The 25,854-nt window shown below is 70.7% G+C and carries 25 protein-coding genes, 1 pseudogene and 2 riboswitches; of the genes and pseudogenes, 7 read left to right on the top strand and 19 right to left on the bottom strand.

Annotated elements, in window-relative coordinates; all coding sequences use genetic code 11:
* Positions 1–201 precede the first annotated feature (201 nt).
* From ligA to ACWD1U_RS14905, 5 genes are read right to left on the bottom strand one after another with little or no spacing between them, the layout of a single operon-like run.
* Positions 202–2,397, bottom strand: coding sequence for an NAD-dependent DNA ligase LigA (gene ligA / locus ACWD1U_RS14925; RefSeq protein ID WP_451107622.1), 2,196 nt, complete (start codon positions 2,395–2,397; stop codon positions 202–204).
* Between the two features lie 15 nt (positions 2,398–2,412).
* Positions 2,413–3,420 (bottom strand): methionine synthase, encoded by a 1,008-nt coding sequence (locus tag ACWD1U_RS14920; protein WP_451107620.1) that lies wholly within the window; start codon positions 3,418–3,420, stop codon positions 2,413–2,415.
* Positions 3,421–3,449: 29 nt separating this feature from the next.
* Complete coding sequence (locus tag ACWD1U_RS14915; protein ID WP_451107619.1) at positions 3,450–4,139, bottom strand: SDR family oxidoreductase; 690 nt, start codon at positions 4,137–4,139, stop codon at positions 3,450–3,452.
* Between the two features lie 27 nt (positions 4,140–4,166).
* The gene (locus ACWD1U_RS14910) at positions 4,167–4,706 is read right to left on the bottom strand and encodes an LOG family protein (protein ID WP_451107617.1); all 540 of its coding nucleotides are present in this window, start codon (positions 4,704–4,706) and stop codon (positions 4,167–4,169) included.
* Positions 4,703–5,506 (bottom strand): class I SAM-dependent methyltransferase, encoded by an 804-nt coding sequence (locus tag ACWD1U_RS14905; RefSeq protein ID WP_451107615.1) that lies wholly within the window; start codon positions 5,504–5,506, stop codon positions 4,703–4,705. The genes ACWD1U_RS14910 and ACWD1U_RS14905 overlap by 4 nt, the downstream gene beginning before the upstream one ends.
* Before the next feature lie 81 nt (positions 5,507–5,587).
* On the opposite strand from ACWD1U_RS14905, the pseudogene ACWD1U_RS14900 reads away from it, so the two are divergent.
* Positions 5,588–5,911, top strand: a pseudogene (locus ACWD1U_RS14900) (DUF427 domain-containing protein).
* Positions 5,912–5,972: 61 nt separating this feature from the next.
* Entirely contained in the window at positions 5,973–6,755 is a 783-nt protein-coding gene (locus tag ACWD1U_RS14895) for an alpha/beta fold hydrolase (protein ID WP_451107614.1), read from the top strand.
* An 84-nt stretch (positions 6,756–6,839) separates the two neighbouring features.
* Here the strand turns inward: ACWD1U_RS14895 and mnmA are convergent, their stop codons facing one another.
* Entirely contained in the window at positions 6,840–7,970 is a 1,131-nt protein-coding gene (gene mnmA / locus ACWD1U_RS14890) for a tRNA 2-thiouridine(34) synthase MnmA (protein WP_451107612.1), read from the bottom strand.
* Positions 7,971–8,029: 59 nt separating this feature from the next.
* On the opposite strand from mnmA, the gene ACWD1U_RS14885 reads away from it, so the two are divergent.
* Positions 8,030–8,695, top strand: coding sequence for an N-acetylmuramoyl-L-alanine amidase (locus tag ACWD1U_RS14885; RefSeq protein WP_451107611.1), 666 nt, complete (start codon positions 8,030–8,032; stop codon positions 8,693–8,695).
* Between the two features lie 39 nt (positions 8,696–8,734).
* Here the strand turns inward: ACWD1U_RS14885 and ACWD1U_RS14880 are convergent, their stop codons facing one another.
* From ACWD1U_RS14880 to ACWD1U_RS14870, 3 genes are all read right to left on the bottom strand, one after another.
* The gene (locus ACWD1U_RS14880) at positions 8,735–9,904 is read right to left on the bottom strand and encodes a cysteine desulfurase family protein (protein ID WP_451107610.1); all 1,170 of its coding nucleotides are present in this window, start codon (positions 9,902–9,904) and stop codon (positions 8,735–8,737) included.
* A 140-nt stretch (positions 9,905–10,044) separates the two neighbouring features.
* Complete coding sequence (locus ACWD1U_RS14875; RefSeq protein ID WP_451107609.1) at positions 10,045–10,311, bottom strand: DUF4190 domain-containing protein; 267 nt, start codon at positions 10,309–10,311, stop codon at positions 10,045–10,047.
* 50 nt (positions 10,312–10,361) lie between these two features.
* Complete coding sequence (locus ACWD1U_RS14870; protein WP_451107608.1) at positions 10,362–10,526, bottom strand: hypothetical protein; 165 nt, start codon at positions 10,524–10,526, stop codon at positions 10,362–10,364.
* A 115-nt stretch (positions 10,527–10,641) separates the two neighbouring features.
* On the opposite strand from ACWD1U_RS14870, the gene ACWD1U_RS14865 reads away from it, so the two are divergent.
* The gene (locus ACWD1U_RS14865) at positions 10,642–11,280 is read left to right on the top strand and encodes a TetR family transcriptional regulator (protein WP_451107606.1); all 639 of its coding nucleotides are present in this window, start codon (positions 10,642–10,644) and stop codon (positions 11,278–11,280) included.
* Between the two features lie 597 nt (positions 11,281–11,877).
* Here the strand turns inward: ACWD1U_RS14865 and ACWD1U_RS14860 are convergent.
* Entirely contained in the window at positions 11,878–12,738 is an 861-nt protein-coding gene (locus tag ACWD1U_RS14860) for a thioesterase family protein (protein ID WP_451107604.1), read from the bottom strand.
* 155 nt (positions 12,739–12,893) lie between these two features.
* On the opposite strand from ACWD1U_RS14860, the gene ACWD1U_RS14855 reads away from it, so the two are divergent.
* Complete coding sequence (locus tag ACWD1U_RS14855) at positions 12,894–14,129, top strand: alpha/beta hydrolase (RefSeq protein WP_451107967.1); 1,236 nt, start codon at positions 12,894–12,896, stop codon at positions 14,127–14,129.
* Here ACWD1U_RS14855 and ACWD1U_RS14850 read toward each other — a convergent pair.
* The 9 genes from ACWD1U_RS14850 to ACWD1U_RS14810 form a co-directional block, all read right to left on the bottom strand.
* Entirely contained in the window at positions 14,020–14,694 is a 675-nt protein-coding gene (locus tag ACWD1U_RS14850; RefSeq protein WP_451107602.1) for a trimeric intracellular cation channel family protein, read from the bottom strand. The two genes, ACWD1U_RS14855 and ACWD1U_RS14850, sit on opposite strands and share 110 nt — an antisense overlap.
* Before the next feature lie 72 nt (positions 14,695–14,766).
* A complete protein-coding gene (locus ACWD1U_RS14845; protein WP_451107600.1) occupies positions 14,767–15,894 on the bottom strand; it encodes an ABC transporter ATP-binding protein in 1,128 nt (375 codons plus the stop codon).
* Entirely contained in the window at positions 15,891–16,973 is a 1,083-nt protein-coding gene (locus tag ACWD1U_RS14840; RefSeq protein ID WP_451107599.1) for an ABC transporter ATP-binding protein, read from the bottom strand. Before ACWD1U_RS14840 ends, ACWD1U_RS14845 begins: the two co-directional genes overlap by 4 nt.
* The gene (locus tag ACWD1U_RS14835; protein WP_451107597.1) at positions 16,970–17,980 is read right to left on the bottom strand and encodes an ABC transporter permease; all 1,011 of its coding nucleotides are present in this window, start codon (positions 17,978–17,980) and stop codon (positions 16,970–16,972) included. The genes ACWD1U_RS14840 and ACWD1U_RS14835 overlap by 4 nt, the downstream gene beginning before the upstream one ends.
* 90 nt (positions 17,981–18,070) lie before the next feature.
* On the bottom strand, positions 18,071–19,837 hold the full coding sequence (locus ACWD1U_RS14830) for an ABC transporter substrate-binding protein (RefSeq protein WP_451107595.1): 1,767 nt from the start codon (positions 19,835–19,837) through the stop codon (positions 18,071–18,073).
* An 8-nt stretch (positions 19,838–19,845) separates the two neighbouring features.
* Positions 19,846–20,844 (bottom strand): ABC transporter permease, encoded by a 999-nt coding sequence (locus ACWD1U_RS14825; protein WP_451107594.1) that lies wholly within the window; start codon positions 20,842–20,844, stop codon positions 19,846–19,848.
* Between the two features lie 340 nt (positions 20,845–21,184).
* A complete protein-coding gene (locus ACWD1U_RS14820) occupies positions 21,185–21,985 on the bottom strand; it encodes an enhanced serine sensitivity protein SseB C-terminal domain-containing protein (RefSeq protein WP_451107592.1) in 801 nt (266 codons plus the stop codon).
* Between the two features lie 164 nt (positions 21,986–22,149).
* The gene (locus tag ACWD1U_RS14815; RefSeq protein ID WP_451107591.1) at positions 22,150–22,938 is read right to left on the bottom strand and encodes an enhanced serine sensitivity protein SseB; all 789 of its coding nucleotides are present in this window, start codon (positions 22,936–22,938) and stop codon (positions 22,150–22,152) included.
* A 115-nt stretch (positions 22,939–23,053) separates the two neighbouring features.
* Positions 23,054–23,722 carry an AAA family ATPase gene (locus ACWD1U_RS14810; RefSeq protein WP_451107589.1) on the bottom strand — a complete coding sequence of 223 codons (669 nt, stop codon included), beginning with the start codon at positions 23,720–23,722 and terminating at the stop codon, positions 23,054–23,056.
* Positions 23,723–23,943: 221 nt separating this feature from the next.
* Positions 23,944–24,043: riboswitch (glycine riboswitch) on the top strand.
* Positions 24,044–24,167: riboswitch (glycine riboswitch) on the top strand.
* A 74-nt stretch (positions 24,168–24,241) separates the two neighbouring features.
* Here ACWD1U_RS14810 and gcvT point away from each other — a divergent pair.
* Both gcvT and gcvH read left to right on the top strand, forming a co-directional pair.
* On the top strand, positions 24,242–25,363 hold the full coding sequence (gene gcvT / locus ACWD1U_RS14805) for a glycine cleavage system aminomethyltransferase GcvT (RefSeq protein WP_451107588.1): 1,122 nt from the start codon (positions 24,242–24,244) through the stop codon (positions 25,361–25,363).
* Positions 25,364–25,465: 102 nt separating this feature from the next.
* The gene (gcvH, locus tag ACWD1U_RS14800; protein ID WP_451107586.1) at positions 25,466–25,843 is read left to right on the top strand and encodes a glycine cleavage system protein GcvH; all 378 of its coding nucleotides are present in this window, start codon (positions 25,466–25,468) and stop codon (positions 25,841–25,843) included.
* The last annotated feature ends 11 nt before the right edge of the window (positions 25,844–25,854 follow it).

The raw sequence follows: 25,854 nt of genomic DNA, 5'->3' as shown, positions 1-25,854 counted from the left end.
TCAACGGCCCGCGCTGGAAAACCCTTCCCCGCGCCCCTGCCCGAGCACGACGATGCCCCGACCGCAGCTGGGCACGGCAGGCGCACATCTCAACAGTAGGCCGCGGAAGGCTTCCACGGGCAGCGGTCGCCGACGGTTGCCCGAATGCGCCCCGGCCGCCCGTATGCATCTGGTATGCGCCGAACGGGTGGCCTTCAACCGCTACTCCTCGGCCGAAAGGGCGACTTCGGCCGCCGCTTCCGGTCCCTGCTCCAGCAGGACGCCGAAACCTTCCTCGTTCAGAACCGGAACCTTCAGTTGCATCGCCTTGTCGTACTTCGATCCGGGGCTGTCACCCACGACGACGAATGACGTCTTCTTCGAAACCGATCCGGTCACCTTCGCGCCACGGCTCTGCAGCGCCTCCTTGGCGCCGTCCCGCGTGAAGTGTTCGAGGGTGCCGGTGACGACCACCGTGAGCCCTTCGAGGGGGCGCGGCCCTTCGTCCTCGCCGGTGCTCTCCTCCTCCATGCGGACCCCGGCGGACTGCCACTTACGGATGATCTCGCGGTGCCAGTCCTCGGCGAACCACTGTTTCAGGGAGGCGGCGATGGTCGGCCCGACGCCCTCGGTGACCGCCAGCTCCTCCTCCGTCGCCTGGTCGATGCGCTCGATCGAGCGGAACTCGCGGGCCAGCGCCTCGGCGGCCACCGGCCCGACGTGACGGATCGACAGGCTGGTGATGACGCGGGCGAGCGGGCGCTCTTTGGCCGCGGCGATGTTCTCCAGCATGGCAAGCGCGTTCTTGCGGGGCTTGCCCTCCTGGTTCGCGAAGATCGTGGCGACCTTCTCCTCGCCGGTCTTCGGGTCGCGCTTGGGCAGGCCGCTGTCCGGGTCGAGCACGTACGCCTTGATGGGCAGCAGCTGCTCGATGGTGAGGTCGAACAGGTCGCCCTCGTCCACCAGCGGGGGGTCCTCGGGCTCCAGCGGCTTGGTGAGGGCGGCCGCGGCGACGTAGCCGAAGTGCTCGATGTCCAGCGCCTTGCGGCCCGCGAGGTAGAACAGGCGTTCGCGCAACTGCGCCGGGCAGGTACGGGCGTTGGGGCAGCGCAGGTCGACGTCGCCCTCCTTCATCGGCCGGAGGGCCGTGCCGCATTCGGGGCACTCGCTCGGCATCACGAACTCGCGCTCGGTGCCGTCGCGCAGGTCGGCGACCGGCCCGAGGATCTCCGGGATGACGTCACCGGCCTTGCGCAGCACCACGGTGTCGCCGATGAGGACGCCCTTGGCCTTGACCACGTCCTGGTTGTGCAGCGTGGCGAACTCGACCTCGGAGCCCGCGACCGTGACCGGCTCGACCTGCGCGTACGGGGTGACCCGGCCCGTGCGGCCCACGCCCACACGGATGTTGACGAGCTTGGTGTTGACCTCCTCCGGCGCGTACTTGTACGCGATCGCCCAGCGCGGGGCGCGCGAGGTGGAGCCGAGGCGGCCCTGGAGGGGAATCTCGTCGAGCTTGACGACCACGCCGTCGATCTCGTGCTCCACGGAGTGGCGGTTCTCGCCGTAGTACGCGATGAACTCCCGTACGCCGTCGAGGCCGTCGACCACCCTGTTGTGCAAGGAGGTGGGCAGGCCCCAGGTCTTCAGCAGGTCGTACGCCTGGGACAGGCGGGTCAGGCCGCTGAAGCCCTCCAGGGCGCCGATGCCGTGGACGACCATGTGCAGAGGGCGGGTGGCGGTGACGCGCGGGTCCTTCTGGCGCAGGGAACCGGCCGCCGCGTTGCGCGGGTTGGCGAAGGGCTTGTCGCCGGCCTCGACCAGACGGGCGTTGAGCTCCTGGAACTTCTCCATCGGGAAGTAGACCTCGCCGCGGATCTCCACGAGGTCGGGCACGGAGTCGCCCTTGAGGCGCTCCGGGATCTCCGCGATCGTCCGGACGTTCGGAGTGATGTCCTCGCCGGTGCGGCCGTCGCCGCGGGTCGCCGCGCGGGTGAGACGGCCGTGCTCGTAGGTGAGGTTCACGGCGAGGCCGTCGACCTTCAGCTCGCACAGGAAGTGGTAGTCCTGTTCGCCCAGTTCCCTCGCGATGCGCTCCGACCAGGCGGCGAGCTCCTCGTCGTTGAAGGTGTTGTCGAGGGAGAGCATGCGCTGGCGGTGCTCGACCGCCGTGAACTCCGTCTCGTACGAACCGGCGACCTTCTGGGTCGGCGAGTCCGGGGTGCGCAGCTCAGGGTGCGCCTCCTCCAGCGCCTCCAGGGCACGCAGCAGCTGGTCGAACTCCGCGTCGCTGACGACGGGAGCGTCCTTCACGTAGTAGCGGAAGCGGTGCTCCTCGATCTGCTCCGCGAGGCGCGCGTGCTTCTCCCGTGCCTCGGCGGGCACCGTCGTCGTCTCCGCTTGCTTGTCGCCGGCCACCGTGTCGTCCTCCCGTTACTCTGGGTTGTCCGCGAGGGATCTCGCCGCCCGGGCGCAGTGGGCGAGAGCCGTGCGCGCGTAACTCGGGGAGGCCCCCGCGAGTCCGCACGCCGGGGTGACTGTGACCGCCTCCGCGAGAAGCCCCGGTGACAGCCCCAGCCTGCGCCACAGCGTCCTGACACCCATGACGCTACCGGCAGGGTCTGACAATGGGCCCTCCGCGGACGGGACGACACCGGTGAAGAGCCGGGTGCCCCCCTCCACGGCCTCCCCGATCGCGTCGTCGTCACGCTCGGTGAGCAGGGAGAAGTCGAAGGAGACGCCCGCGACGCCGGCCCGGCGGAGCAGGGCGAACGGGACGTCCGGTGCGCAGGAGTGCACGACGACCGGGCCGCCGCCGTGCACGCCGGCGACGTCGCGCAGTGCGCCCTCGACGATCTGCCGGTCGACGGCCCGGTGGGTGCGGTAGCCGCTGGCGCTCTTCACCTGGCCGCGCAGGACGGCGGCGAGGGACGGCTCGTCGAGCTGGAGGACGAGCTGCGCGCCGGGGACCCGCCGCTGGACCTCGGCGAGGTGCAGACGGAGCCCCTCGGCGAGGGAGGCGGCGAGGTCGCGGCAGGCTCCGGGGTCGGAGAGGGCGGCCTCGCCATTGCGCAGCTCCAGGTGGGCGGCGAGCGTCCAGGGCCCGACGGCCTGGACCTTCAGCGGCCCCTGGTACTCCTGCGTGAATTCCTCCAGCGCGTCGAGGTCCTGGCCGAGGCAGGAGCGGGCCCGTTTGGTGTCCCGTCCCGGGCGGTCGCCGAGCCGCCAGCCGCTGGGCTCCACGCGCGCGTACAGCTCGACGAGCATGCCGGCGGTCCGCCCGATCATGTCCGCGCCGGGCCCGCGGGCGGGCAGTTCGGGCAGGAAGGGGAAGTCCTCGAAGGTTCCGGTGACGGTTCTGGCGGCTTCCCGGGCGTCGCCTCCGGGCATGGAGCCGACACCCGTGGCGGCACCGAACCTGAACTGGCTGTTTTCGCTCACCGGAGCAGCCTACGCAGCGGCCCGGCCGGTCACTTCCCCGGTCGTACCGTCAGGTCGTTGACCTCGGCGTCCCTCGGCAGGTCCAGAGCCATCAGGATCGTCGTCGCGACCGACTCGGGGTCGATCCACTTCGACGCGACGTACTCCTTGCCCTCCTGCTGGTGGACCTTGGCCTGCATGGGGCTGGCCGTGCGGCCGGGGTAGACGGAGGTGACGCGGACGCCGCCCGCGTGCTCCTCGTGGCGCAGGGAATCGGCGAGGGCCTTCAGACCGTGCTTGGAGGCGGCGTACGCGGACCAGCCGGCGTGGGCGTTCAGGCCGGCGCCGGAGTTGACGAAGACCACGTGGCCCCGGGCGGCGCGCAGCTGGGGCAGGAAGTGGCGGGTCAGCTCGGCCGGGGCGACGAGGTTGACGTTGAGCTGGTGGCGCCAGGTCTTCGGGGTGAGTTCGCCGACCGGGCCGAGGTCGACGACCCCGGCGATGTGCAGCAGCGAGTCCACGCGGTCGGGCAGGGACTGGTGGGAGAAGGCCCAGGAGAGCTTGTCGGGGTCGGCCAGGTCGCCGACCAGGGTCTTCGCCCCGGGGAACTGGGCCGCCAGCTCCTTCGCGCGGCCCGCGTCGCGCGCGTGCAGCACGAGGTCGTCCCCGCGCGCGTGCAGACGGCGGGCCACGGCCGCGCCGATGCCGGAACCGGCTCCGGTGATCACATGAGTAGCCATGCCCGCCATGCTCGCATCAGGGGGCGGTCACTCGATGCCCCGGCTCTCCTCCAGGTAGGCGAGCGCCCCCACCGGCTCCTCCGCGAAGAACACCAGGTCGGTGAGCGGGCGGGGCAGGAAGCCCTCGTCCTCCATGCGGCGGAACTGCTCCTTCAGGCCGTCGTAGAAGCCGGCGGTGTTGAGCAGGACGACCGGCTTGTCGGTGTGCCCGTGCTTCTTCAGTTCCAGGATCTCGGTGGCCTCGTCGAGCGTGCCGGTGCCGCCGACCATGATCACCACGGCGTCGGCCTTCTCCAGGAGCAGCCTCTTGCGCTCGGCGAGGTCACGGGCGACGACCATCTCGTCGACGCCGGGGCGGGCCTTGGCCGAGAGGAACTGCACGGAGACACCGACCAGCCGGCCGCCCGCCTCCTGCACTCCGTCGGCGACCACCTTCATGAGGCCGACGTCGGAGCCGCCCCACACGAGGGTGTGGCCGCCCTTGCCCAGCAGCTTGGCGAACTCCCGCGCGGGACGGGTGTAGCGCTCGTCGAGGTCGGCGGCGGACAGGAAGACACAGATGTTCATGAACCCACCGTACGGGCCCGGTCCGCCGTCGTGACGACCCGGATTTTGGACTGCCTGTGCGGGAGTTGTTCCCAGTCGTCCATGAACCGGGCCTCCAGGCCGTACTTGGCGGCGAGTTCGGTCAGCGTCGCCGTCCGGTAGTAGAAGTCCTCGTGCAGCACCTGGTGCTCCTCGCCCTCGGTGCGGTCGAACGTGAAGTCGAAGAACCCGCCGGGCGCGAGGATCCGGCCGACGTGGGCGAAACACTCCTCGATGACGTGCAGCGGCGAGTGCGAGAAGACGCTGTGCGCGTGTACGACGTCGAAGTGCGCATCGGGCAGGAAGGCGAAGGTGAGGTCGTCGGCGAGCGCCAGATAGGGCAGCTTGGGCTGGAGCTTCTCGGCCACGAGGGTGTCCTGGGCGGCGAGCAGGATGTGCGGCGAGATGTCGATGCCGTAGTAGTGCCCGGCGTCGAGGTAGTCGATGAACAGCCGCCCGGCGCGCAGGTTGCCGCAGCCGATCTCCAGCATGCGGTGGTGCGGCTGGAGGCCGTGGCCCACGAGGTAGTCGAACTGCATGCGCCCGATCCGCAGCCACGCCTCGCGCGAGGGGTTGTGCCCCACCGCCGCCTCTGCACTGCGCGCCGCGTCGGAGGCCATCACGGCGCGGTAGTACGCGATGTGGTCGCGGTACCGCAGCCGCAGCCAGGCGTCCCGCACCGCGCGCCGGGCGTGCGCGGGCACGCGCCCCGGGTGGCGCAGGGCGTACCGGATCTGGTGGGCCAGGGCACTGCGGTTTCTGGCCGATTCCGTGGCTGGCATGGGTGGCCTCCTGCGGTGAGGGAAGAACTCCGCTTCAACGTGCGCTGAGCCTAGGGGTCGGCTACCCGAAGGAGGGCGATCGTGGCCACCGGGCATCGCATCACCATCAAGAAGAGTGACCGGCCGGTGCGCGTGGTGCACGCCGGGCAGGCGCTGGCGGAGAGCGACCGGCCGCTGGTCCTGCGCGAGACGGGCTGTCCCTAGCGTTACTACCTCCCGGCCGAGGACGTACGCCTGGACCTGCTGACACCGTCCGGCACGCAGACGTACTGCCCGTTCAAGGGCACCGCGTCCTACTGGTCGCTGCCGGACGCGGCGGACCTCGTCCGGGCCTGTCCGGGCCCCGAGCCGGACGTCGCCGAGATCAGGGACCACCTGTGCTTCCACGAGGTGGAAATGCTGTGATCGGCTGACGCACGGCCCGCCTCACCCACGAACACCGTGCCGTGCGGCAGTCTGCGTGGGCATGGACAAGAAGACCCTTTCGCGTGACGGCACCCGCATCGCCTACGAGAGCACCGGACGCGGCCCCGCGGTCGTCCTGGTGAGTGGCGCGATGTCGACGGGCGGCACCCTGGCGCCGCTGGCAGTGTCGCTCTCGGAGCGTTTCCAGGCCGTCGTGTACGACCGCCGCGGGCGCGGCGCCAGCGGTGACACCGCGCCGTACGCCGTGGAGCGTGAGGTGGAGGACCTGGCGGCGGTGATCGAGGCGGTGGGCGGCGAGGCGTTCCTGTACGGCATCTCGTCAGGCGGGGCGCTGGCCCTGGAGGCGGCGGCGAGCGGCCTGCCGGTGCGGCGTGTGGCGGTGTACGAAACGCCGTTCGCGATGTCCGAGGAGGGTGCCGAGGAGCGCGCTGAGTACACCCGGCGGCTGACGGAGTCGCTGGGCGAGGGGCGGCGCGGGGACGCGGTCGAGCTGTTCCTGCGGCTGACCGGCCTGGCCGAGAGCGTGATCCAGGGCGCCCGCCAGTCCCCCATGTGGGCCGGAATGGAGGCGATGGCCTCGAGCCTCGCCTACGACGACGCCGTCATGCGCGACGGCCGGGTCCCCCGTGACCGGCTCGGGTCGGTCGGCGTCCCCGTCCTGGCGGTCGCGGGCGACGCGAGCCCCGGGTGGCTCCGCGAGGCGGCCCGGGCGATCGCGGACTCCGTCCCCGAGGGGACGTACCGCACGCTCCAGGGGCAGACGCACATGGTCGAGCCGAATGTGATGGCGCCGGTGCTGACGGACTTCTTCGGACGGGGCTGACCGGGGGCACGCGTGCGTGGAGCCTGCCTCCGACGGGCGAGGACCCGCGGGACGCGCCGCCCGGCCTTCCGGCTGTCCGCAGGGTCAGGCCACGCCCGCCGTCGCCCTCCTGGTCGACGCGATCGTCGCCGAGCCCACCACGCGCGTGCCGTCGTACAGGACGATCGCCTGGCCGGGGGCGACGCCCCGTACCGGGTCGGCGAAGGTGACCTCCAGGGAGCCGTCGACGAGTTCGGCGGTGACCTCGGTCTCGCCGCCGTGGGCGCGCAGCTGGGCCGTGTAGGTGCCGGGGCCGCTGGGGGCGACGCCGCACCAGCGGGGCTTGATCGCGGTCAGCGCGCTGACGTCCAGCGCGTCGGCCGGCCCGACCGTGACCGTGTTGGTGACCGGGGAGATGTCGAGGACGTAGCGGGGCTTGCCGTCGGGGGCCGGGGTGCCGATGCGCAGGCCCTTGCGCTGGCCGATGGTGAAGCCGTACGCGCCCTCGTGGGTGCCGAGCTTCGCGCCGGACTCGTCGACGATGTCGCCCTCGAAGCGACCGAGCCGGTCCGCGAGGAAGCCCTGGGTGTCGCCGTCGGCGATGAAGCAGATGTCGTGCGAGTCGGGCTTCTTGGCCACCGCCAGGCCCCTGCGCTCGGCCTCGGCGCGGATCTCGTCCTTGGTGGTGACGGTGTCGCCCAGGGGGAACATCGCGTGGGCGAGCTGCCGGTCGTCGAGCACGCCGAGGACGTACGACTGGTCCTTGGCCATGTCGGAGGCGCGGTGCAGCTCGCGGGTGCCGTCCTCCCGGACGATCACCTTGGCGTAGTGGCCCGTGCAGACCGCGTCGAAGCCCAGGGCGAGCGCCTTGTCGAGGAGGGCGGCGAACTTGATCTTCTCGTTGCAGCGCAGGCAGGGGTTGGGGGTGCGGCCGGCCTCGTACTCGGCGACGAAGTCCTCGACGACGTCCTCGCGGAAGCGGTCGGCGAGGTCCCACACGTAGAACGGGATGCCGATGACGTCGGCGGCGCGGCGGGCGTCGCGCGAGTCCTCGATGGTGCAGCAGCCCCTCGCGCCCGTCCGGAACGACTGGGGGTTGGCGGAGAGCGCGAGGTGGACGCCGGTCACGTCGTGGCCCGCTTCGGCCGCGCGGGCGGCGGCGACGGCGGAGTCGACTCCGCCGGACATGGCGGCCAGGACGCGGAGGGGGCGGGGGCGCTGCGAGGTCTCAGTCATAACCCTTCCAGGGTACGGGGCACGGGAACCAGGGTCGCCGGGTATCCGTTGACGATCACATGGGAGAGCGGAAGGCTTCGAAGGACGGCGACCGGAAGGTCGGCCGCCGCGCGCTGCTGATCGGCGGCACGGTGGCCGCGGCGGGCTCGGCCGTGCTGGCCCGGGACGAGCTGGCGCGGCTGTGGTGGCGCACGCCCGGCGTCGAGAAGCCGCGCAAGGAGGGCGAGGTCGACTACGCGGGCGCGCGCTGGGTGGCGGCATCGGACGCGAACTGGCGCCGCGCGGACCGCCCCGACGACTTCGGCATAGACATGGTGATCGTCCACGTCACGCAGGGCAGCTTCGACAGCGCGGTGAAGGCCTTCCTGGACCCGGGGCACAAGGCGGCCACGCACTACATCGTCCGCCAGGACGGGCACGTCACGCAGATGATCCGTGAGCTGGACGTGGCGTACCACGCGGGCAACCGCGACTACAACGAGCGGAGCGTCGGCATCGAGCACGAGGGCTTCGTGGACCGCCCGCAGGACCTCACGGACAAGATGTACGAGGCCTCGGCCCGCCTCACCGCCCGGATATGCGCGCGCTACGACATCCCCGTCGACCGCGACCACATCATCGGCCACGTCGAGGTCCCGGGCACGGACCACACGGACCCGGGGCCGCACTGGGACTGGGACAGGTACATGCGGCTGGTGCGGCGGGCGCGTACGGCGCCGGCGTAGCCGGAGGGTCCGGGGGCTCGCCGTCAGGCCCCGGTGGCGCTACGTCAGCCCCGCCGCCCGCGCCCGTTCCACCGCCGGCCCGATGGCCTTGGCCAGGGCCTCGATGTCAGCCTCCGTGGAGGTGTGGCCGAGGGAGAAGCGGAGAGTGCCGCGGGCCAGGTCGGGATCGGTGCCGGTGGCGAGGAGGACGTGGCTGGGCTGGGCGACCCCGGCGGTGCAGGCGGAGCCGGTGGAGCACTCGATGCCCTGGGCGTCGAGCAGGAGCAGCAGGGAGTCGCCCTCGCAGCCCGGGAAGGTGAAGTGCGCGTTGGCCGGGAGGCGGCCCTCCGGGTCGGGGTCACCGCCGAGGATCGCGTCCGGGACGGCCGAGCGGACCGCGGTGACGAGGGCGTCGCGCAGGGCGCCGATCTCGCGGGCGAACCACTCGCGCTGCTCGGCGGCCAGCCGCCCGGCGACCGCGAAGGAGGCGACGGCGGGCACGTCGAGGGTGCCGGAGCGCACATGCCGCTCCTGGCCGCCGCCGTGCAGGACGGGGACGGGGGCGTGGTCACGGCCGAGGATCAGCGCGCCGATGCCGTACGGGCCGCCGATCTTGTGGCCGGACACCGTCATCGCGGCGAGGCCACAGGCGGCGAAGTCGACCGGGATCTGGCCGAAGGCCTGGACGGCGTCCGAGTGCAGGGGGATCTGGAACTCGGCGGCCACGTCGGCGAGTTCGCGGATCGGCTGGATGGTCCCGATCTCGTTGTTCGCCCACATGACGGTGGCGAGTGCCACGTCGCCGGGGTCGCGGGCGATCGCCTCGCGCAGGGCGTCAGGGTGGACGCGGCCGTGGGAGTCGACCGGCAGGTACTCGACGGTGGCGCCCTCGTGTTCGCCGAGCCAGTGCACGGCGTCGAGGACGGCGTGGTGCTCGACGGGGCTGGCGAGGACGCGGGTGCGGGCCGGGTCCGCGTCGCGGCGTGACCAGTAAAGGCCCTTGACGGCGAGGTTGTCGGCCTCCGTGCCGCCCGAGGTGAAGACGACCTCGCTGGGGCGTGCGCCGAGGGCCTCGGCGAGGGTCTCGCGGGCCTCCTCGACGGTGCGGCGGGCCTGCCTGCCGGATGCGTGGAGGGACGACGCGTTGCCGGTGGCACCCAGCTGGGCGGTGAGCGCCTCAACCGCCTCCGGGAGCATCGGGGTGGTCGCGGCGTGGTCGAGGTAAGCCATGGTGAGCCCGATTCTACGGCTCCCCTTCCGCAGGCCTCAGATCAAGGCTGGCCGAACGTGAACCGCTTTCCCGCGCGGCGACGGCCCGTCGTCCCCGGGCCCGGCCGCGGCGTACCGGCGGACTGCTGTGCGACGACGGCTCAGAAGCTCCACGAGATCGTGCTGTCGAATTCCATGAACGCCGCCAGGACCAGCAGGTCGGCGACGCCCAGGCCCAGGCCCAGGAGTGCGCGGCCGCGGCGCTCGGTGCCGCGCCACAGGGCCACGCTCGCCAGCACGATGGCGATCGGGCCGAGGAAGATGTTGAGCACGAGCAGGCCGAGCAGGCCGAGGACGAACGACGCGACGGCCATGCCGTCGGTGTCGCGGATACCGGTGCGGCGCGAGGCCGGGGCGGTGAGCTGCATGGTGATCGACTCCCGAAGTCGTCGGAGCGGTGAGGTGGTCGGCGCGGTGGTCAGTGGGCCTGCGTGTGGCGGCGGCGGCCGCGCTCGCGGAGCGCGAAGATGCCGAGCCAGACGGCGATGACCACGCCGACGCCGACGGAGAAGGTGAGCGGCGCGTGGGCCACGGTGCCCAGGAGGACACCCAGCAGCAGAAGCGCGGCGACGATGAACAGCATGGGAAACAGCCCCCAGGGTTTCGGTGAACGGTTGTGGTTACAGTTGTTCACTGAAGCCCAGTCTAGCGTCCCTCACGACTTTTCAATTCCGGAGAACAGTTGTTAACTGCATGGTATGAGTCACACTCTCGGCATCCGGCAGGCCCAGAAACAGAAGACCCGGCAGGCCCTCCTGGACGCGGCCCTGGGGCTGCTGGAGGAGCAGAGCCTGAGCAGCCTGGGACTGCGGGAGGTCACCCGCGCCGTCGGAGTCGCCCCGACCGCCTTCTACCGCCACTTCCGCTCCACGTCGGATCTGGGCGTGGCCCTGGTCGAGGAGGCGCTGGGGAGCCTGCACCCGATGATCCGGACGACGGTGTCCACGACGGGCGACCACGAGGAACGCATCACGCGCACCATCGAGCTGATCGCCCGCCATGTCGACGGATACCCCGCGCACGTCCGGTTCATCGCCCGTGAGCGGCATGGCGGAGTCCAGCCGGTACGGGCGGCCATACGGGACCAGCTGACCCGGTTCGCCCAGGAGGTCAAGGACGAACTGGCCAAGGACCCGGTGTCCGAGGGCTGGACCGAGGACGACCTGCTAATGCTCGCGCACCTCTACGTCGACCAGATGCTGATCACCGCGTCGCAGTTCCTGGAGGCACTGGAGGGACCGGAGCAGGAACGTGAGGAGCGGACACGGCAGGTCACCCAGGTGGCGACCCGTCAGATGCGGCTGATCGGCCTCGGCCGCCGGCATTGGCTGGATTGACGCGCCCACCAACGCCCAGGGGTGGCGCGCCCGTTCACCGAGCGCACCACCCCTGCCGTGCCCCGGACGCACCGGGGCCCCTTCCGCCTACTTCGCCTGGCCCTGCCCCCCTGAGGCCTGGCCACCACCGGCCGGGGCGCCACAGCCGCCGCCCTGGCCATCACCGGGACCACCCTGCCCGCCACCCTGCGCCCCACTGGGCATGCCCGAAGGAGTCCCGGACGGCGCGCCCGACGGCCTGGCGGCACCGGAAGCGGCCCCCGACGGAGCCCCCGACGCACCACCGGAAGGAACACCGGACGGGGCCCCCGACGGCGCACCTGACGGTGCCTGGCAAGCCTGCTGCTGTTGCCCGGACCCGCCGCCGCTGTTCGAGGACGACGAGGAGTCACCCGACCCGCAGGCCACCAGGGCCAGGGGCGACAGTGCCAGCAGGGCGACGGCGGGAACGAGGCGCACACGGTTCATGAGAGACGACTCCAGGAGGATGAGGGAGTTCCGAGGCGGTACTCAACCAACTCCGCTCAGGACCCTCCTGGGCTCGCCCTGTGACCGTGCTGTCAGCCAGGCAAAGCGCAGGTCAAGGCGCAAGCCCGCTCAGCCGAGGCGGACCCGCGCGAGCTGCCGGGACTGCGCCACCAGCCGGTCCGCGCTGTCCCACACCTCGGCGTCCTCCTCCAGGAAGCCGCCGGCGAGGTTGCGCGTGGTGATCGACACCCGCAGCGGGCCCGGCGCCGGGCGGCACCGGACGTGCACGGTCAGCTCGACGGTCGGCACCCAGCCCTTCAGTCCGAGCTCGAAGGCGGTCGGGGGCAGGGCGTCCACGGCCAGCAGCAGGGAGAGCGGGTCGGGGTCGCGGCCGTCCTTGAGGCCGAACCAGGCCCGCATCTCGCCCTTGCCGGAGGGCTGCCCGAGGGCCCAGCCCAGCGTCGACGGGTCGAGCTTGAGCATCAGCCGGTCGGCGATCGCCGAGCTGCCGTCGACCGGGGCGGGCCCGTCCTCCGGGCCGAAGCAGTGTTCCATCTGCGGGATGGCGGGCGGCCGGGCCGTCGTACGGACGTCGTCGGGCAGGGCGTCGAGGTCGCCGTAGGAGGCGAGGACGCGGATGCGTTCGACCTCGCGGCCCTCGTCGTCGTACTGGAAGAGGGAGGCCTGGCCGGTCGACAGGGTGCGGCCGGCGCGGACGACGTCCGTGCGGACGACCGCGGGGCCGGGCCGGGTCGCGGTCAGGTAGTGCGCCGAGACGGTGAAGGGGTCGGCGTGCGGCAGGGCGTCCGCGAGGGCGCGGCCCAGGACGGCCAGCAGGTAGCCGCCGTTGACGGCGCTGATGATCGTCCAGCCGGCGGAGAGGTCGATGTCGTAGACGCCGGGCGCGCGGCGGGTGAGCGCGGTGTCACGGTCGAACTCGCTGTCGCCGATCGTGGCCCGGACGGCCGGGGCGGAGGCTGCTTCAGGCATGGCCGAACAGTACAAGAATCGACTACTAAGCGGTAGCTTTGCTGCGTCGTCCAGGGGCCCCGCCGCGGTCCCACCCTGGTGAGACGCGGGCAATATCCCGGTAAGTGTCCGACCTGTCCGTAAACCCCGCGGCCACTTTCCTCCTCTCCAAGGGCATGAGCCTCACCGGGACCCCGTTCCTCTGCACGTTGGTCGTGCTGTCCGTCGTCGCCCTCGTCCTGCCGCTCGTCCTCTGGTCGCGCATCCGCGGCCCCCGCGCCCTGCGTGCCGCGGCCCGGACGCTGATGCTGCTGTTCGCGCAGGGAACGGCCGTGGCCCTGGTCTTCACGCTGGTCAACAACGCCAACAGCCTGTACGACAACTGGGCCGACCTCCTCGGCACCGGCGACCATGTGCAGCAGGCCGCCAATCTGGGCGCGGACGGCACCGGCGGCATCGCGCTGAAGCGGCTGCCCAAGGTGCGGCAGACCTTCCAGCCGGCCGGCGGACCGAGGATGAGCGCGGCAGGCGGGGTGCGGGTCACCCAGCTCGAGGGCCGCGTCTCGGGCGTCAACGCCGAGGTCTACGTCTGGCTGCCCCCGCAGTACGACGAACCGGCCTACCGGCACCGCGAGTTCCCGGTCGTCGAGCTGCTGCCGGGCTACCCCGGCTCGGCGAAGGCCTGGTTCGGCTCACTGCACGCGCACGAACAGCTCGAGCCGCTGATGCGGGACGGCCGGGTCGCCCCGTTCATCCTGGTCGCGCCCCGCACCAACCTGCTGGCCGGGGTGGACACCGGCTGCGCCAACATCCCCGGCACGGTCGACGCCGACACCTGGCTGAGCGTCGACGTGCCGAAGATGGTCATGGACAACTTCCGCGCCCAGTCCGCCCCCCAGGGGTGGGCCGTCGCCGGCTACTCGGCCGGGGCGCACTGCGCCGCGAAACTCGCCGTCGCCCACCCCGACCGCTACCGGGCCGCCGTCAGCCTGTCCGGCTACAACGACCCGATAGGCGAACGCGATTCGCTCGCCGCCCAGAACCCCACCCTGCGCGCCGAGAACAACCCCTACCTGCTGCTGCGCCGGGCGCCCGTCCCGCCGAGGATCGCGCTCTACCTCTCGGGCCAGCCGCGCGACGGCTTCGAGGCGGCGGTGGAGCTGGAGCAGATCGCGAAGGCTCCGACGACCGTGCACGTGGTGTACATCCCGAAGAGCGCGGGCGGGCACACCATGGCGCTGTGGCGGCCGCAGGTGGTTCCCGCGTTCGAGTGGCTGACGCAGGAAATGGGCTTCCGGCCCGTCACCGCAGCAGGGGCTGCTCCTCCTCGCTCACTGTCGACCGCCGGTGCCAGGCCCGCGGAGCTCGCCAGTGGAACCGCATCGCGAGCAGGCGCAGTACGAAGGCGGTGATCACCGCGACGGCGCTGGTGAACGGGTTGAGGGCGTCGTAGCGCAGGCACAGGGCGACCAGGGTGGCGCCGACGATCGCCGGGACCGCGTAGAGGTCGCGGTCCCAGCGCAGCAGGGAGGGCACCTCGTTGGCGAGGACGTCCCGCAACACCCCGCCGCCCACCGCGGTGGTCAGTCCCAGGCCGGCGGAGGCGGTCAGGCCGAGCCCGTACTCGTACGCCTTGATCGTGCCGGCGACGCAGAACAGACCGAGGCCGGCCGCGTCGAAGACGTTCACGGCGACCTGGATGCGCTCCACCTGGGGATGCAGGAAGAAGACGAGGAGGGTGGCGAGCAGCGGGGTGAGGAAGTACCCCAGGTCGGTGAACGCGGCGGGCGGCACGGCCCCGATGACCAGGTCACGGAACAGCCCGCCGCCCAGCGCGGTGACCTCGGCGAGGACGGCGATGCCGAACACGTCGAAGTTCTTGCGCACGGCCAGCAGGGCGCCGGAGATGGCGAAGACGAAGATGCCGATCAGGTCGAGCGTGTGCTGGACGGACGGACTGAAGAGTTGCTGGAGCACCCGAGCATTTTCCCCCACGGGTGAGCCCCCGCCCTGATGTGCGAGGGCGAGGGCTCGGGCGGAGTCACTTCTTCACAGGGAGGCGTTGCTCTCCGCGGCCACCTCATCGGCCGAGTTCAGCAGCTTGGTGTCCTGCGGCTGCTGGTCCTCGAAGTTCTCCGGGTGGTGGCAGGCGACGCGCTGTCCGGCCCGCAGCTCCACCAGCGGCGGCTCGGTCGTCTTGCACATCTGCGTCGCCTTCCAGCACCGGGTGTGGAAGCGGCAGCCGCTCGGCGGGGCGATCGGCGAGGGCACGTCGCCCTTGAGCAGGATGCGCTCGCTCTTGACGCCCCGGCGCTTCGGATCCGGTATCGGCACGGCCGACAGCAGGGCCCTGGAGTACGGGTGCATCGGCGACTTGTACAGCTGGTCGCGCTCGGCCAGCTCGACGATCTTGCCGAGGTACATCACCGCGATCCGGTCCGAGACGTGCCGGACGACCGACAGGTCGTGCGCGATGATCACGTAGGTCAGGCCGAGCTCCTCCTGCAGGTCGTCCAGCAGGTTCACCACCTGCGCCTGGATCGACACGTCCAGCGCGGAGACCGGCTCGTCCGCCACGACCAGCTTGGGGTTCAGCGCGAGCGCGCGGGCGATGCCGATGCGCTGGCGCTGGCCGCCGGAGAACTCGTGCGGATAGCGGTTGTAGTGCTCGGGGTTGAGGCCGACCACCGACAGCAGCCGCTGGACCTCCTTCTTCACCCCGCCCTCGGGGTCGACGCCCTGCAGCCGGAAGGGGGCGCCCACGATCGTGCCGATCGTGTGCCGGGGGTTCAGCGAGGAGTACGGGTCCTGGAAGATCATCTGCACGTCGCGGCGCATGGGGCGCAGCTCGCCGGTCTTCAGGTGCGTGATGTCCTTGCCCTCGAACTCGACCGTCCCGCCGGTCGGTTCGAGCAGCCGCGTGATCAGCCGGCCCATGGTGGACTTGCCGCAGCCCGATTCGCCGACGACGCCGAGCGTCTCGCCCCTGCGCACCTCGAAATCGATGCCGTCGACCGCGCGGACCGCCCCGGTCTGCCGCTGGAGCAGGCCCTTGCGGATCGGGAAGTGCTTCTGCAGGCCGGTCACCTTCAGCAGGATCTCGCCGTCGGCGGCGGTGTCCTTGGTGAGGGTGGGTGCGCTGGTGTCCGGTTCGCTCACCGTTTTGTCGTCGCTCACAGCTTCGGCGCAATCTCTTCGGTCCAGATACGCTCCCGCTGCTCCTGGGTCATGTGGCAGGCGGCCCAGTGCGAGCCGCCGACCTCGGTCAGCTCGGGGCGGACCGTGCGGGTGACGTTGTCCTTCGGGATGTCCGCGTACGGGCAGCGCGGGTGGAAGGCGCAGCCGGACGGGAGGTTGATGAGGGAGGGCGGCGCGCCCTTGATCGGGATGAGCCGGTCGGTCTCCTCCCGGTCCAGACGCGGCATCGAGCCGAGCAGGCCCCAGGTGTAGGGGTGCCGCGGCTCGGAGAACACGTCCTCGGCGGGACCGCGCTCCACGCACCGGCCGCCGTACATGACCAGCAGATCGTCGGCCATCTCGGCGACCACACCCAGGTCGTGGGTGATCATGATGACCGCGGAGCCGAACTCCTTCTGCAGATCATGGATCAGGTCGAGGATCTGCGCCTGCACGGTGACGTCCAGGGCGGTGGTCGGCTCGTCGGCGATGAGCAGCTCGGGGTTGTTCACCAGCGCCATGGCGATCATGGCGCGCTGGCGCATACCGCCGGAGAACTCGTGCGGGTAGCCGTCGACGCGCTTGGCGGGCTCGGGGATGCCGACCCGGTCGAGCATCTCGATCGCCCGCTGCTTGGCGGCCTTCTTGCTGACGTCGTGATGGACGCGGTACGCCTCGACGATCTGCTGCCCGACCGTGTAGTAGGGGTGCATCGCCGACAGCGGGTCCTGGAAGATCATGGCCATCTTCCGGCCGCGCAGCCGCCGTACCTCGTCCGGGTCGGCCGCGATCAGCTCCTGGCCGTCCAGCCAGACCTCACCGGACACGTGGGCGCGCGCCGAGCGGTGCAGGCCCATCACGCCGAGCGAGGTGACGGACTTGCCGGAGCCGGACTCGCCCACGATGCCCAGGGTCTTGCCCTTGCGCACGTCGAAGCTGACTCCGTCGACGGACTTGACCAGACCGTCGTCGGTGTCGAAGTGGATGCGCAGATCGCGGACGGACAGGAACACATCGTCCGGAGCGGACGGGGCGGTGGTGTCCGGCTCGCCGAGCGCGGCTTTGTCGAGCTTGCTCACGAGTACCTCACCCGGGGGTCGATGGCGGCGTACACCAGGTCGACGATCAAGTTGCAGAAGACGATGAAGAACGCGGCGACCAGGGTCACGCCCATGATGATGGGCAGGTCGTTCGTCTGGATGGACTGGACCGCGTAGGCGCCGATGCCCTGCAGCGAGAAGACCGTCTCGGTGAGGACCGCGGTGCCGACCAGGGTGCCGAAGTCCATGCCGAAGATGGTGACGATCGGGGTGAGCGCGGAGCGCAGGCCGTGCTTGACGACGACCGTGCTCTCCTTCAGGCCCTTGGCCCGGGCCGTGCGGATGTAGTCCTCGTTCATCGTCTCCAGCATGCCCGCCCGGGTGAGCCGGGCGTACAGCGCGGAGAACAGGAAGGCGAGGCTCACCCAGGGCAGCACCAGGTGCCAGGCCCACTCGGCCGGGTTCTCGGTGAACGGGACATAGTCGACGCTGTCCCAGACGGGGATCTCGTAGACGAACAGCGCGAGCAGGATCTGGCCGGTGAAGAAGATCGGGAGCGAGACGCCGGCGAGGGCGACGAACATGGCGCCGCGGTCGACCGGCTTGCCCTTGCGGAGCGCCGAGACGACACCCGTCGTGACACCGAAGACCACCCAGATCACCGCGGCACCGACGGCGAGCGAGAAGGAGACGGGGATCCGCTCCAGAAGCTGGGGCCACACCTCGACGTGATTCTTGAAGGAATACCCGAAGCAGGGTGCGCTGCAGTGCGTCGCGTCGGGTCCGAACCGGTAGTCGGCGCCCGCCACGAGGCCCTTGACGAAGTTCCAGTACTGCTCGTAGACGGGTTGGTCCAGGCCCAGGTTCTGCTTGATCGCGGCGACGGACTCGGGGTTCGCGTCCTTGCCGACGTACTGGGTGGCCAACTGGTCGGCCGTCTGGCCCCCGAGGCGGGGCACCAGGAAGAAGATGGCGAAGGTGACTGCGCTGACCACCAGCAGCAACAGCACCGCGCCCATGACGCGTCGGAGGATGTACGCAGCCACAGCTGTACGGCCCCGGGTGGCCGCGGCGGGATCGTCCGCCGCGGCCACCCGGTGCCTTCACCTGCCTTTCGAAAGGTTCCGGCCTGCTGGTTACTTCGCGGAGCTCATCAGCAGGTAGTCGTACATGCCGAGGTAGGCCTGCGTGACCGTGACGTTGCTCGCGGACGTCGGCCTGAGCAGCAGGTTCTTGCGGTAGATCAGCGGGACGACCGAGGCGTTGTCGAGGACCATCTTGTCGATGTCACCCCAGGCCTTCGTGCGGGCGGCGTCGTCGGTGTTGGCGATCGCGTCCGTCAGGGCCTTGTTGATCTTCGGGTCGTCCAGCTCCATCAAGTTGTTGCCGCCCGAGGGCTTGATGGCGGCACCGTTGACGATCTGATCGAGGAAGCCGTAGCCGGTCGGCCAGTCGGCCCCCCACGCCATCGAGAGCATGCCGAGCTTGTTCTCGTGGACGTAGGACGGGACACCGGCGAAGTTGGAGAAGTACTTGCCGGAGGGGAACTGCTTGATCTCGATGTTGATGCCGATCTTCTTCAGCGACGCCTGGACGGCCGTGGCGGCCGCGACCTCGGCGGGCCGGTCCGACCGGGCCGTGAGGATCGTGTTGAAGCCGTTCGGCTGGCCGCAGGCCTTCAGCTCCGCCTTGGCCTTGGCAACGTCACCCTTGTGACCCTCGCTCGGGTAGGTGTCGAACTTGGTGTAGCCGTTGACCGACGGCGGCAGCAGCGTGGTCGCCACGTCGCCCTTCGGCGAGCCGCCCATTGCGTCCAGGACGGACTGCTTGTCCAGACCCCACTGGACGGCCTTGCGGCAGTGCTCGTTGTCGAACGGCTTCACGTTGACGTTGAGCGCGATGTACTGCGTGGCGCCCGCGTAGGAGCTGTCCGTCTGGTTGGCGAGCTTGCCGCGCAGCACCTTCGGCTGGGTCTGCGGCTGCACACCGGTGCCCGCCGCGTCAGCCGTGATCTTGTCGGAGATCAGGTTGTTGTCGACCGTGACCGGGTTGACCTTGAACTTGATCGTGATCTTGTCCGGCAGGGCCTTGCGGATCGGGTCCGTCTTGGCGTCCCACTGCTTGTTGCGCACGAGGGTCGCGCCGCGGCCCTCCTCGTAGGACTGGAACTGGTACGGGCCGGAGGACTGGATGGCCTGCACGTACTTCGCACCGGTGTCCTTCGCCTTCGGCACCGGCGCCGTCTGCGAGAACGTCGCCAGGTAGTCGAAGTCGGCGAACGGCTGCTTCAGCTTGAAGACGATCGTCCGGTCGTCCGGCGTCTCGATGGACTTGATGCCCTCGGCGGACTTGTCCTTGTACGGGCCCTTGTACTTGTCGCCGCCCTCCAGGTACGCCTTGAAGTATGTCGGGCCGTTGGACAGCGCCTCGGGCGCGAAGTTGGAGCGCTCGATGGCGTACTTCACGTCCTTGGACGTCACCGGGGTGCCGTCCTGGAACTTCACACCCGCACGCAGCTTGTACGTCCAGGTCTTGGCGTCCGGGCTGGACTTGCCGAGGGACTCGGCGAGGTCCGGCACGACCTCCAGGCCTTCCTTGCCCGCCGCCGGTTTGAACGTGGTGAGCGTTCTGCCGTAGAGGCGGGAGAAGTTCTGCACCCAGCCGTAGTACGTGTTGCCCGGGTCGAGGGAGTCCGGCACGTCCGAGTGCTCGTACGTGACGGTCCCTCCCTTCTTGTCCGACGCGTTGACGATCGAGTTCAGCGCGGCGTCCTTCTTGCCGTTGCCTCCCCCGTCGTTGTCGTCACCTCCGCCGCCGCACGCGGCAGCACCCAGCGACAGTGCCAGGACCGACGCAACGCCGGCGGTCACCCTTCTCGTCTTCACCTGAGGAAGCCCCCTCATTCGATGGATCACTTGCTGCGAGGGTCGAGGGCGTCACGCAGCCCGTCACCCAGCAGGTTGAAGGCCAGGACGGTGATGAAGATCGCCAGTCCGGGCACGAACATGTACTGCGGATCAGCCGTGTAGAGATCCACAGCGTTGCTGAGCATGCCGCCCCAGGAGGCCTGCGGCGGAGCGATACCGACACCGAGGAAGCTCAGTGCGGCCTCGAAAAGGATGTTCGTCGGGATGATCAGCGTCGAGTAGACGAGGATCGGCGCGACGAGGTTCGGGAGGAGCTCCCGGAACAGGACGTAAGGGCCGCGCGCGCCGAGGCTCGTGGCGGCCTCGATGAACTCCCGCTTGCGCAGGGTCATGGTCTGGGCGCGCACGATGCGGCCGATGTACGGCCAGCTGAAGAAGCCGATCACGAAGATCAGCACGCAGATGCGCAGGGACAGGCCCTCGAGACCGAAGAACCCGTCCTGCACCGAGGCCGAGATCGAGATGGCGAACAGCAGCAGCGGGAACGCCAGGAAGGTGTCCATCAGCCTGCTGATGACGCTGTCGACCCAGCCGCCGTAGTAGCCGGCGATGACGCCGAGCACGGTGCCGATGCACACGGACAGCAGCGTGGCGCCGCCCGCGACCAGCAGGGAGACCCACGATCCGTCGATGATGCGGGCGAGCATGTCCCGGCCGTACTGCGGGTCCACGCCGAGCGGGTGGTCCCAACTCATGCCACCCCAGCCGCCCTTGGGGGCGAGCAGTGCGGGGTCGATGAGGTCCTGGTTGAACTTGTTGGGATCGAGGTCGAAGATCCACTGGATCGGCTTGGAGAACACCGCCATCGTGACGAGCAGGATGACGACGACGCCTCCCGCCATCGCCACCTTGTCCCGCTTGAAGCGCATCCAGGCGATCTGGGTGAGCGAGCGCCCTTCGATCTGGCTCTTCTTGACCCCGGAGAGCACGGCCTCGGGCTGTGCTCCGGCTTCCGCCCCGGTGGTCTCGATCGGTGCGGTCACGGTGCGATTGACCCCTCTCGGGCCGGCGATCGCCGAGCCCCTGGCTGCCGCTGTAGCGGTTTTGTTTGTCTCGTACACGAGACCGACCGGCCCGTGTCTTGCGGGGAGTCTTCAACGCTTTGGCGATCTGTTGCCAGACTTGACGGTGAAAGGATGCGTAAACGTGATGCTGTCTGGGGAGTTCCGTTATCCGGACAGCGGGTAACGGGAGCCGGACGCCCCTCGTCAGGGGCATTTTAGGACAGACATGACCATTCCACCCTGATCTACGCGCGAAGAGTGGAATGGTTGTCGCGTTTCCGAGATGTGCTACGGGGCCACCGGGGAGCCGGAAGTGGGGTCAGTACCGGCCCTGCGCCGGCGGGTATCCGTAGCCCGATGCCGGGGCCTGGACGGGCGCCGTGGCGTGGGCCTCGCGGTCGTAGAAGGGGCGGGCGCTCGCGCGCAGCCACATGGCGACCGGGTCGTGTTCGTCCGACATGGCGACGGTCGAGACGGGGAGCCCGTCCGGTACGGCACCGAGGGACTGCTGCATCATCGCGCGCACCGAATCCACGGCCGGCGGCGAAGTGTCGTACACATCCAGTCCGATGGCGAGGTACGGCGCCCCGAGCGCGGGCTGCACCCAGGCGCGGCGCAGCGAGCGGACGGCCGGGGTGCGGTGGGCGTTCTGCGCGAGCAGGGCGTAGAACTGCGGAATCTCGATGGCCGGTTCGGACAGCCGCAGCGGCCCCGCCGGCTGGCGGTCCAGGCCCGTGGCGATCCGGCGCAGGTCCAGCCAGGGGACGCCGACGCCGCCGCCGGGGGCGTGCGGGTTGAGCCAGAGGCCGTAGTGGTCGGGGTAGAGGGCGCGGGCCACGTCGACCCCGTCGACCACCTCGTACGAGCGGTTCCAGCCGCTGGCCGACAGCTCCTGGGCGGAGGTCACGCAGGGGGCGTAACCGCAGCCGCCGACCTCCATGTTTCCGTACTGGGCGTCCGGGGAGCCGGCCTGGCCGTGCCACAGGAGCATCCAGATCTGGCCGGTGCGCGGGGTCGCGAGCGCGCGCAGGAGAGCCTCGTAGGCGTCGTAACGCCCGGGCGTGACCTGGCGCAGCATGTGCTCGACCTGTCCGGCCGCGGCCGTGCCGCTCGCGCTCACCTTTACCGCCCCTTCGTACAACGCCTCGACCGTGACCTAGCTTAAGCCCGCGAGGGGACTCGGAGCCTGGTGTCGGCTCCCGGGTGCGGGTCGTTCGTGGCTTGCCGCGCCCCCCGCGGCGAAGCCGCATGATGTCACAGCCCCGCGCCCTGGGGTCTGCTCGTCTACCGCTGATAGAAGGGCCGGACCCGGTTGCGCATCCAGTCGCCCACCGGGTCCTCCGCCACGTCCAGGAGGACGAGGTTGACGGGCCAGGGGGCCGGACTGGTGGTGACGGCCCGGGTGAGGGCTTCCAGGGGAAGGGCCCGCAGGTCGCCTTCGCACTGGGAGAGTTCGACGCCCACGAACATCACCGGATCGGCGGTCTCGATGTGGGCGAGGCAGCGGCGCGCGGTGACGACGACACCGGTCGCCTCGAACTCAGCGGAGGCGGCGGCGAGGAAGTCCACCGGGTCGTCCTTCCAGTCGGGCTCGAAGAGGCGGACCCGGCCGCCGCTCACGGGGCCGTCCAGCGGGGTCCGCCCGGCCCGGCACAGCTCGGCCACGGCGGGCGGCGGGAGCGGGATGCCGACGACGCCGCCCGGGTTGACGGCTATCCCCGCGTGCGGGGGCAGGCCGCGGGCGAACTCCACGGCGGGCGCGATGGTGTACGACATGTGGGAGCCGACGACCTGGTGGAACTGCTCCTCGGAGCTGAACACCGGCACGTACGCCTGGCCCTCGATCTCGATGCCGGGCAGATCGAGGGGGCCGCTCTGCGGGCCGCCGCCGCTGGGCAGCGGGACCCACACGAAGCTCCGGCCCAGCACCTCGACGATCCGCCCGCCGGCGGACGGCCCGGCACCGAGGGAGGCCGAGAGCACCTCCTCCAGCTCGTTGCCGGGCCATCCGCCGTGCGGATGGGTCTGCGTCTGCGCCGGAAAGTCCGCGGAGAATTCCGCCGGGAAGTCCATCTGCCTACCGCCTGCCTCATGCCACTGCTGTGGCTCAGAAGGCTAGCGGTTCGGGAGCCGGGGGCGGCCGGGCCGGGGACGGCCGACCCACGAACCGGGTACCCCGTCCCGGGCGTCACTCCGTGAAGGCGATGCGGTGCAAGGTGTTCGCCGCGTCGCGGTCGGCGAGGACGGCTGAGCCGCAGCCCGTGGGGAGTTCGCCGCGTTCCACCGAGCGCAGCAGGCGGGTGGTTGCCGCGCGGTGGCGGAGGAAGGCGTAGCGGGAGACGCCGCGGCCTCGGTCGCGCTGGCCGGCCAGGGCCTGCTCGGGGGTGGCGTCGAGGAGGAGCAGGTGCAAGGTGCCGCCCCTGCGGCGCGCCTCGCGGGCGAGCCAGCGGCGGACCCAGGCCTGGGTGCCGCAGTCGTGCACCACGAGTCCCTCGCCGGTGCGCAGGGCGCGGCGCAGCCCGGCGTAGTGGGCGAGGCGCACGAGCGGTCGGTACAGCGCGTAGGGCAGGAAGCGCGGCATGCGGCGCGCCCAGCGGTCGCGGGTGTCCTGGGAGTCGATGCGCCGGCCCGGCACCGTGCGCCGCATCAGCGTGGACTTGCCGCTGCCGGGCAGGCCGGTGACCACGACGAGGTCGTGGGGGGCGAACAGCAGCGCGTGCGGGCTGCGGCCGGCGCGCTCGCGCAGATCGCGGACGACCGGCGCCGGCACCGGGCCGCAGACCGCCCGGGCCGGAACGGCCGGCTGCTCGGGCAGCGCCATGCCCGTGGTCGTGGCGTACGCCCTGGTCCTGTTCACCGTGATCGTCCTCCCCTGGGGCCAGGTACGGAGTCCCATCCCCGCCGAGTGTAAAGAGAAGGTAACGGCGCAGGCCCCTCATTTCCGTTCTTGTCCTGCAACAGGGCTGCTACAGGTCGCCGTGTCCGGCGCGCGGGACTCCGCACTTGCTGTGAAAGGTCCCCCTGCCGCGCCGGAAGGATGCGTGCAATGATGTGCGCGCCAACTGCATACCGGCCGTTTGAATCCGCGCGGGAGAGTTCCCAGCACCGCTGACGCTGGGGCGCCGAAGGAGCAAGTCCCTCCCTTGAATCTCTCAGGCCCCGTTACCGCGCGGGCGAGGCACATCTGAAAAGCGGGCCACCTCCCGTCGTCGAGACGACGGGCGTGGCCCCACCCAAGGTGCAAGCCATCGACCTGCGCGGTCATGGCGAACCTCTCAGGTTCCGATGACAGATGGGGAGGAACGCCCTCGCCCTCCCCCACGCTCGAATGAACTCGCGTGGGAGGTGCCGCCATTGCCCTTGGAGACGACCGACCGTGAGCAGTACAGGAGAACTCCGCCGCACCGCGCTCGATGCCCTGCATCGTTCGCTCGGCGCGACGATGACCGACTTCGCCGGCTGGGACATGCCCCTGCGCTACGGCTCCGAGCGCGACGAGCACACCGCCGTACGCACGAAGGCCGGGCTCTTCGACCTCTCCCACATGGGCGAGATCACCGTCACCGGCCCGCAGGCCGCCGCCCTGCTCGACTTCGCCCTGGTGGGCAACATCGGCGGCGTCAAGCCGGGCCGCGCCCGCTACACCATGATCTGCCGGGCCGACGGCGGCATCCTCGACGACCTGATCGTCTACCGGCTGGGCGAGGCCGAGTACATGGTGGTCGCCAACGCCTCCAACGCCCAGGTGGTCCTGGACGCGCTGGCGGAGCGCGTGGCCGGCTTCGACGCCGAGGTGCGTGACGACCGGGACGCCTACGCGCTGATCGCCGTACAGGGCCCGGAGTCCCCCGGGATCCTGAAGTCCCTCACCGACGCCGACCTCGACGGGTTGAAGTACTACGCCGGTCTGCCCGGCACGGTCGGCGGGGTCCCGGCCCTGATCGCCCGTACGGGCTACACCGGTGAGGACGGCTTCGAGCTGTTCGTGAAGCCGGAGCACGCCGTCGAGCTGTGGCAGGCCCTGACCAAGGCGGGCGAGGGCGCCGGCCTGGTCGCGTGCGGGCTGTCCTGCCGCGACACGCTGCGCCTCGAGGCGGGCATGCCGCTGTACGGGCACGAGCTGAGCACCTCGCTCACGCCCTTCGACGCCGGTCTCGGCCGGGTGGTGAAGTTCGAGAAGGAGGGCGACTTCGTGGGGCGCGAGGCCCTGCGCGAGGCAGCCGCCCGGGCCGAGCAGAACCCGCCGCGCGTCCTGGTCGGGCTCGTCGCCGAGGGCCGCCGGGTCCCCCGCGCCGGGTACGCGGTCGTCTCCGCCGGCGAGGTGATCGGCGAGGTCACCTCCGGCGCCCCCTCCCCCACCCTGGGCAGGCCGATCGCCATGGCCTACGTCGACGCCTCGCACGCCGCGCCCGGCACGCCCGGCGTGGGCGTGGACATCCGGGGCAGTCACGAGCCGTACGAGGTCGTGGCGCTGCCGTTCTACAAGCGGCAGAAGTAGACACTGGCGAGGGGTCGCGGCAAGCGACCCCGTCGCCCGTCGTCCCGGCTCACCAGCAGTCCCCCTTCAGAGCACTCCCGCGCGTACAGGAGAATTCAGGCCATGAGCAACCCCCAGCAGCTGCGCTACAGCAAGGAGCACGAGTGGCTGTCGGCCGCCGAGGACGGCGTGTCGACGGTCGGTATCACGGAGCACGCGGCGAACGCGCTCGGCGATGTCGTGTTCGTCCAGCTCCCCGAGGTCGGTGACACGGTGTCCGCCGGCGAGACCTGCGGCGAGCTGGAGTCGACCAAGTCGGTGTCCGACCTGTACTCCCCGGTCTCCGGTGAGGTCACCGAGGTCAACGAGGACGTCGTGAACGACCCGTCGCTGGTGAACTCGGCCCCCTTCGAGGGCGGCTGGCTGTTCAAGGTGCGGGTCGCGGACGAGCCGGGCGACCTGCTCTCCGCCGACGAGTACACCGCGTTCTCCGCCGGCTGAGGAGTCGTAGC

Source organism: Streptomyces sp. NPDC002788 (assembly GCF_053592115.1).
This window is presented reverse-complemented; position numbering and strand designations above follow the sequence as displayed.

What these genes read in the sequence shown, in the direction of transcription:
- ACWD1U_RS14915 (WP_451107619.1), bottom strand. Translation starts at nt 4,139, where the DNA reads ATGGCTACTCATGTGATCACCGGAGCCGGTTCCGGCATCGGCGCGGCC.
- ACWD1U_RS14870 (WP_451107608.1), bottom strand. Translation starts at nt 10,526, where the DNA reads ATGCTGTTCATCGTCGCCGCGCTTCTGCTGCTGGGTGTCCTCCTGGGC.
- ACWD1U_RS14875 (WP_451107609.1), bottom strand. Translation starts at nt 10,311, where the DNA reads ATGCAGCTCACCGCCCCGGCCTCGCGCCGCACCGGTATCCGCGACACC.
- ACWD1U_RS14865 (WP_451107606.1), top strand. Translation starts at nt 10,642, where the DNA reads ATGAGTCACACTCTCGGCATCCGGCAGGCCCAGAAACAGAAGACCCGG.
- ACWD1U_RS14830 (WP_451107595.1), bottom strand. Translation starts at nt 19,837, where the DNA reads ATGAGGGGGCTTCCTCAGGTGAAGACGAGAAGGGTGACCGCCGGCGTT.
- ACWD1U_RS14910 (WP_451107617.1), bottom strand. Translation starts at nt 4,706, where the DNA reads ATGAACATCTGTGTCTTCCTGTCCGCCGCCGACCTCGACGAGCGCTAC.
- ACWD1U_RS14815 (WP_451107591.1), bottom strand. Translation starts at nt 22,938, where the DNA reads ATGGACTTCCCGGCGGAATTCTCCGCGGACTTTCCGGCGCAGACGCAG.
- ACWD1U_RS14895 (WP_451107614.1), top strand. Translation starts at nt 5,973, where the DNA reads ATGGACAAGAAGACCCTTTCGCGTGACGGCACCCGCATCGCCTACGAG.
- ACWD1U_RS14885 (WP_451107611.1), top strand. Translation starts at nt 8,030, where the DNA reads ATGGGAGAGCGGAAGGCTTCGAAGGACGGCGACCGGAAGGTCGGCCGC.
- ACWD1U_RS14855 (WP_451107967.1), top strand. Translation starts at nt 12,894, where the DNA reads ATGAGCCTCACCGGGACCCCGTTCCTCTGCACGTTGGTCGTGCTGTCC.
- ACWD1U_RS14905 (WP_451107615.1), bottom strand. Translation starts at nt 5,506, where the DNA reads ATGCCAGCCACGGAATCGGCCAGAAACCGCAGTGCCCTGGCCCACCAG.
- mnmA (WP_451107612.1), bottom strand. Translation starts at nt 7,970, where the DNA reads ATGACTGAGACCTCGCAGCGCCCCCGCCCCCTCCGCGTCCTGGCCGCC.
- ACWD1U_RS14880 (WP_451107610.1), bottom strand. Translation starts at nt 9,904, where the DNA reads ATGGCTTACCTCGACCACGCCGCGACCACCCCGATGCTCCCGGAGGCG.
- ACWD1U_RS14860 (WP_451107604.1), bottom strand. Translation starts at nt 12,738, where the DNA reads ATGCCTGAAGCAGCCTCCGCCCCGGCCGTCCGGGCCACGATCGGCGAC.
- gcvH (WP_451107586.1), top strand. Translation starts at nt 25,466, where the DNA reads ATGAGCAACCCCCAGCAGCTGCGCTACAGCAAGGAGCACGAGTGGCTG.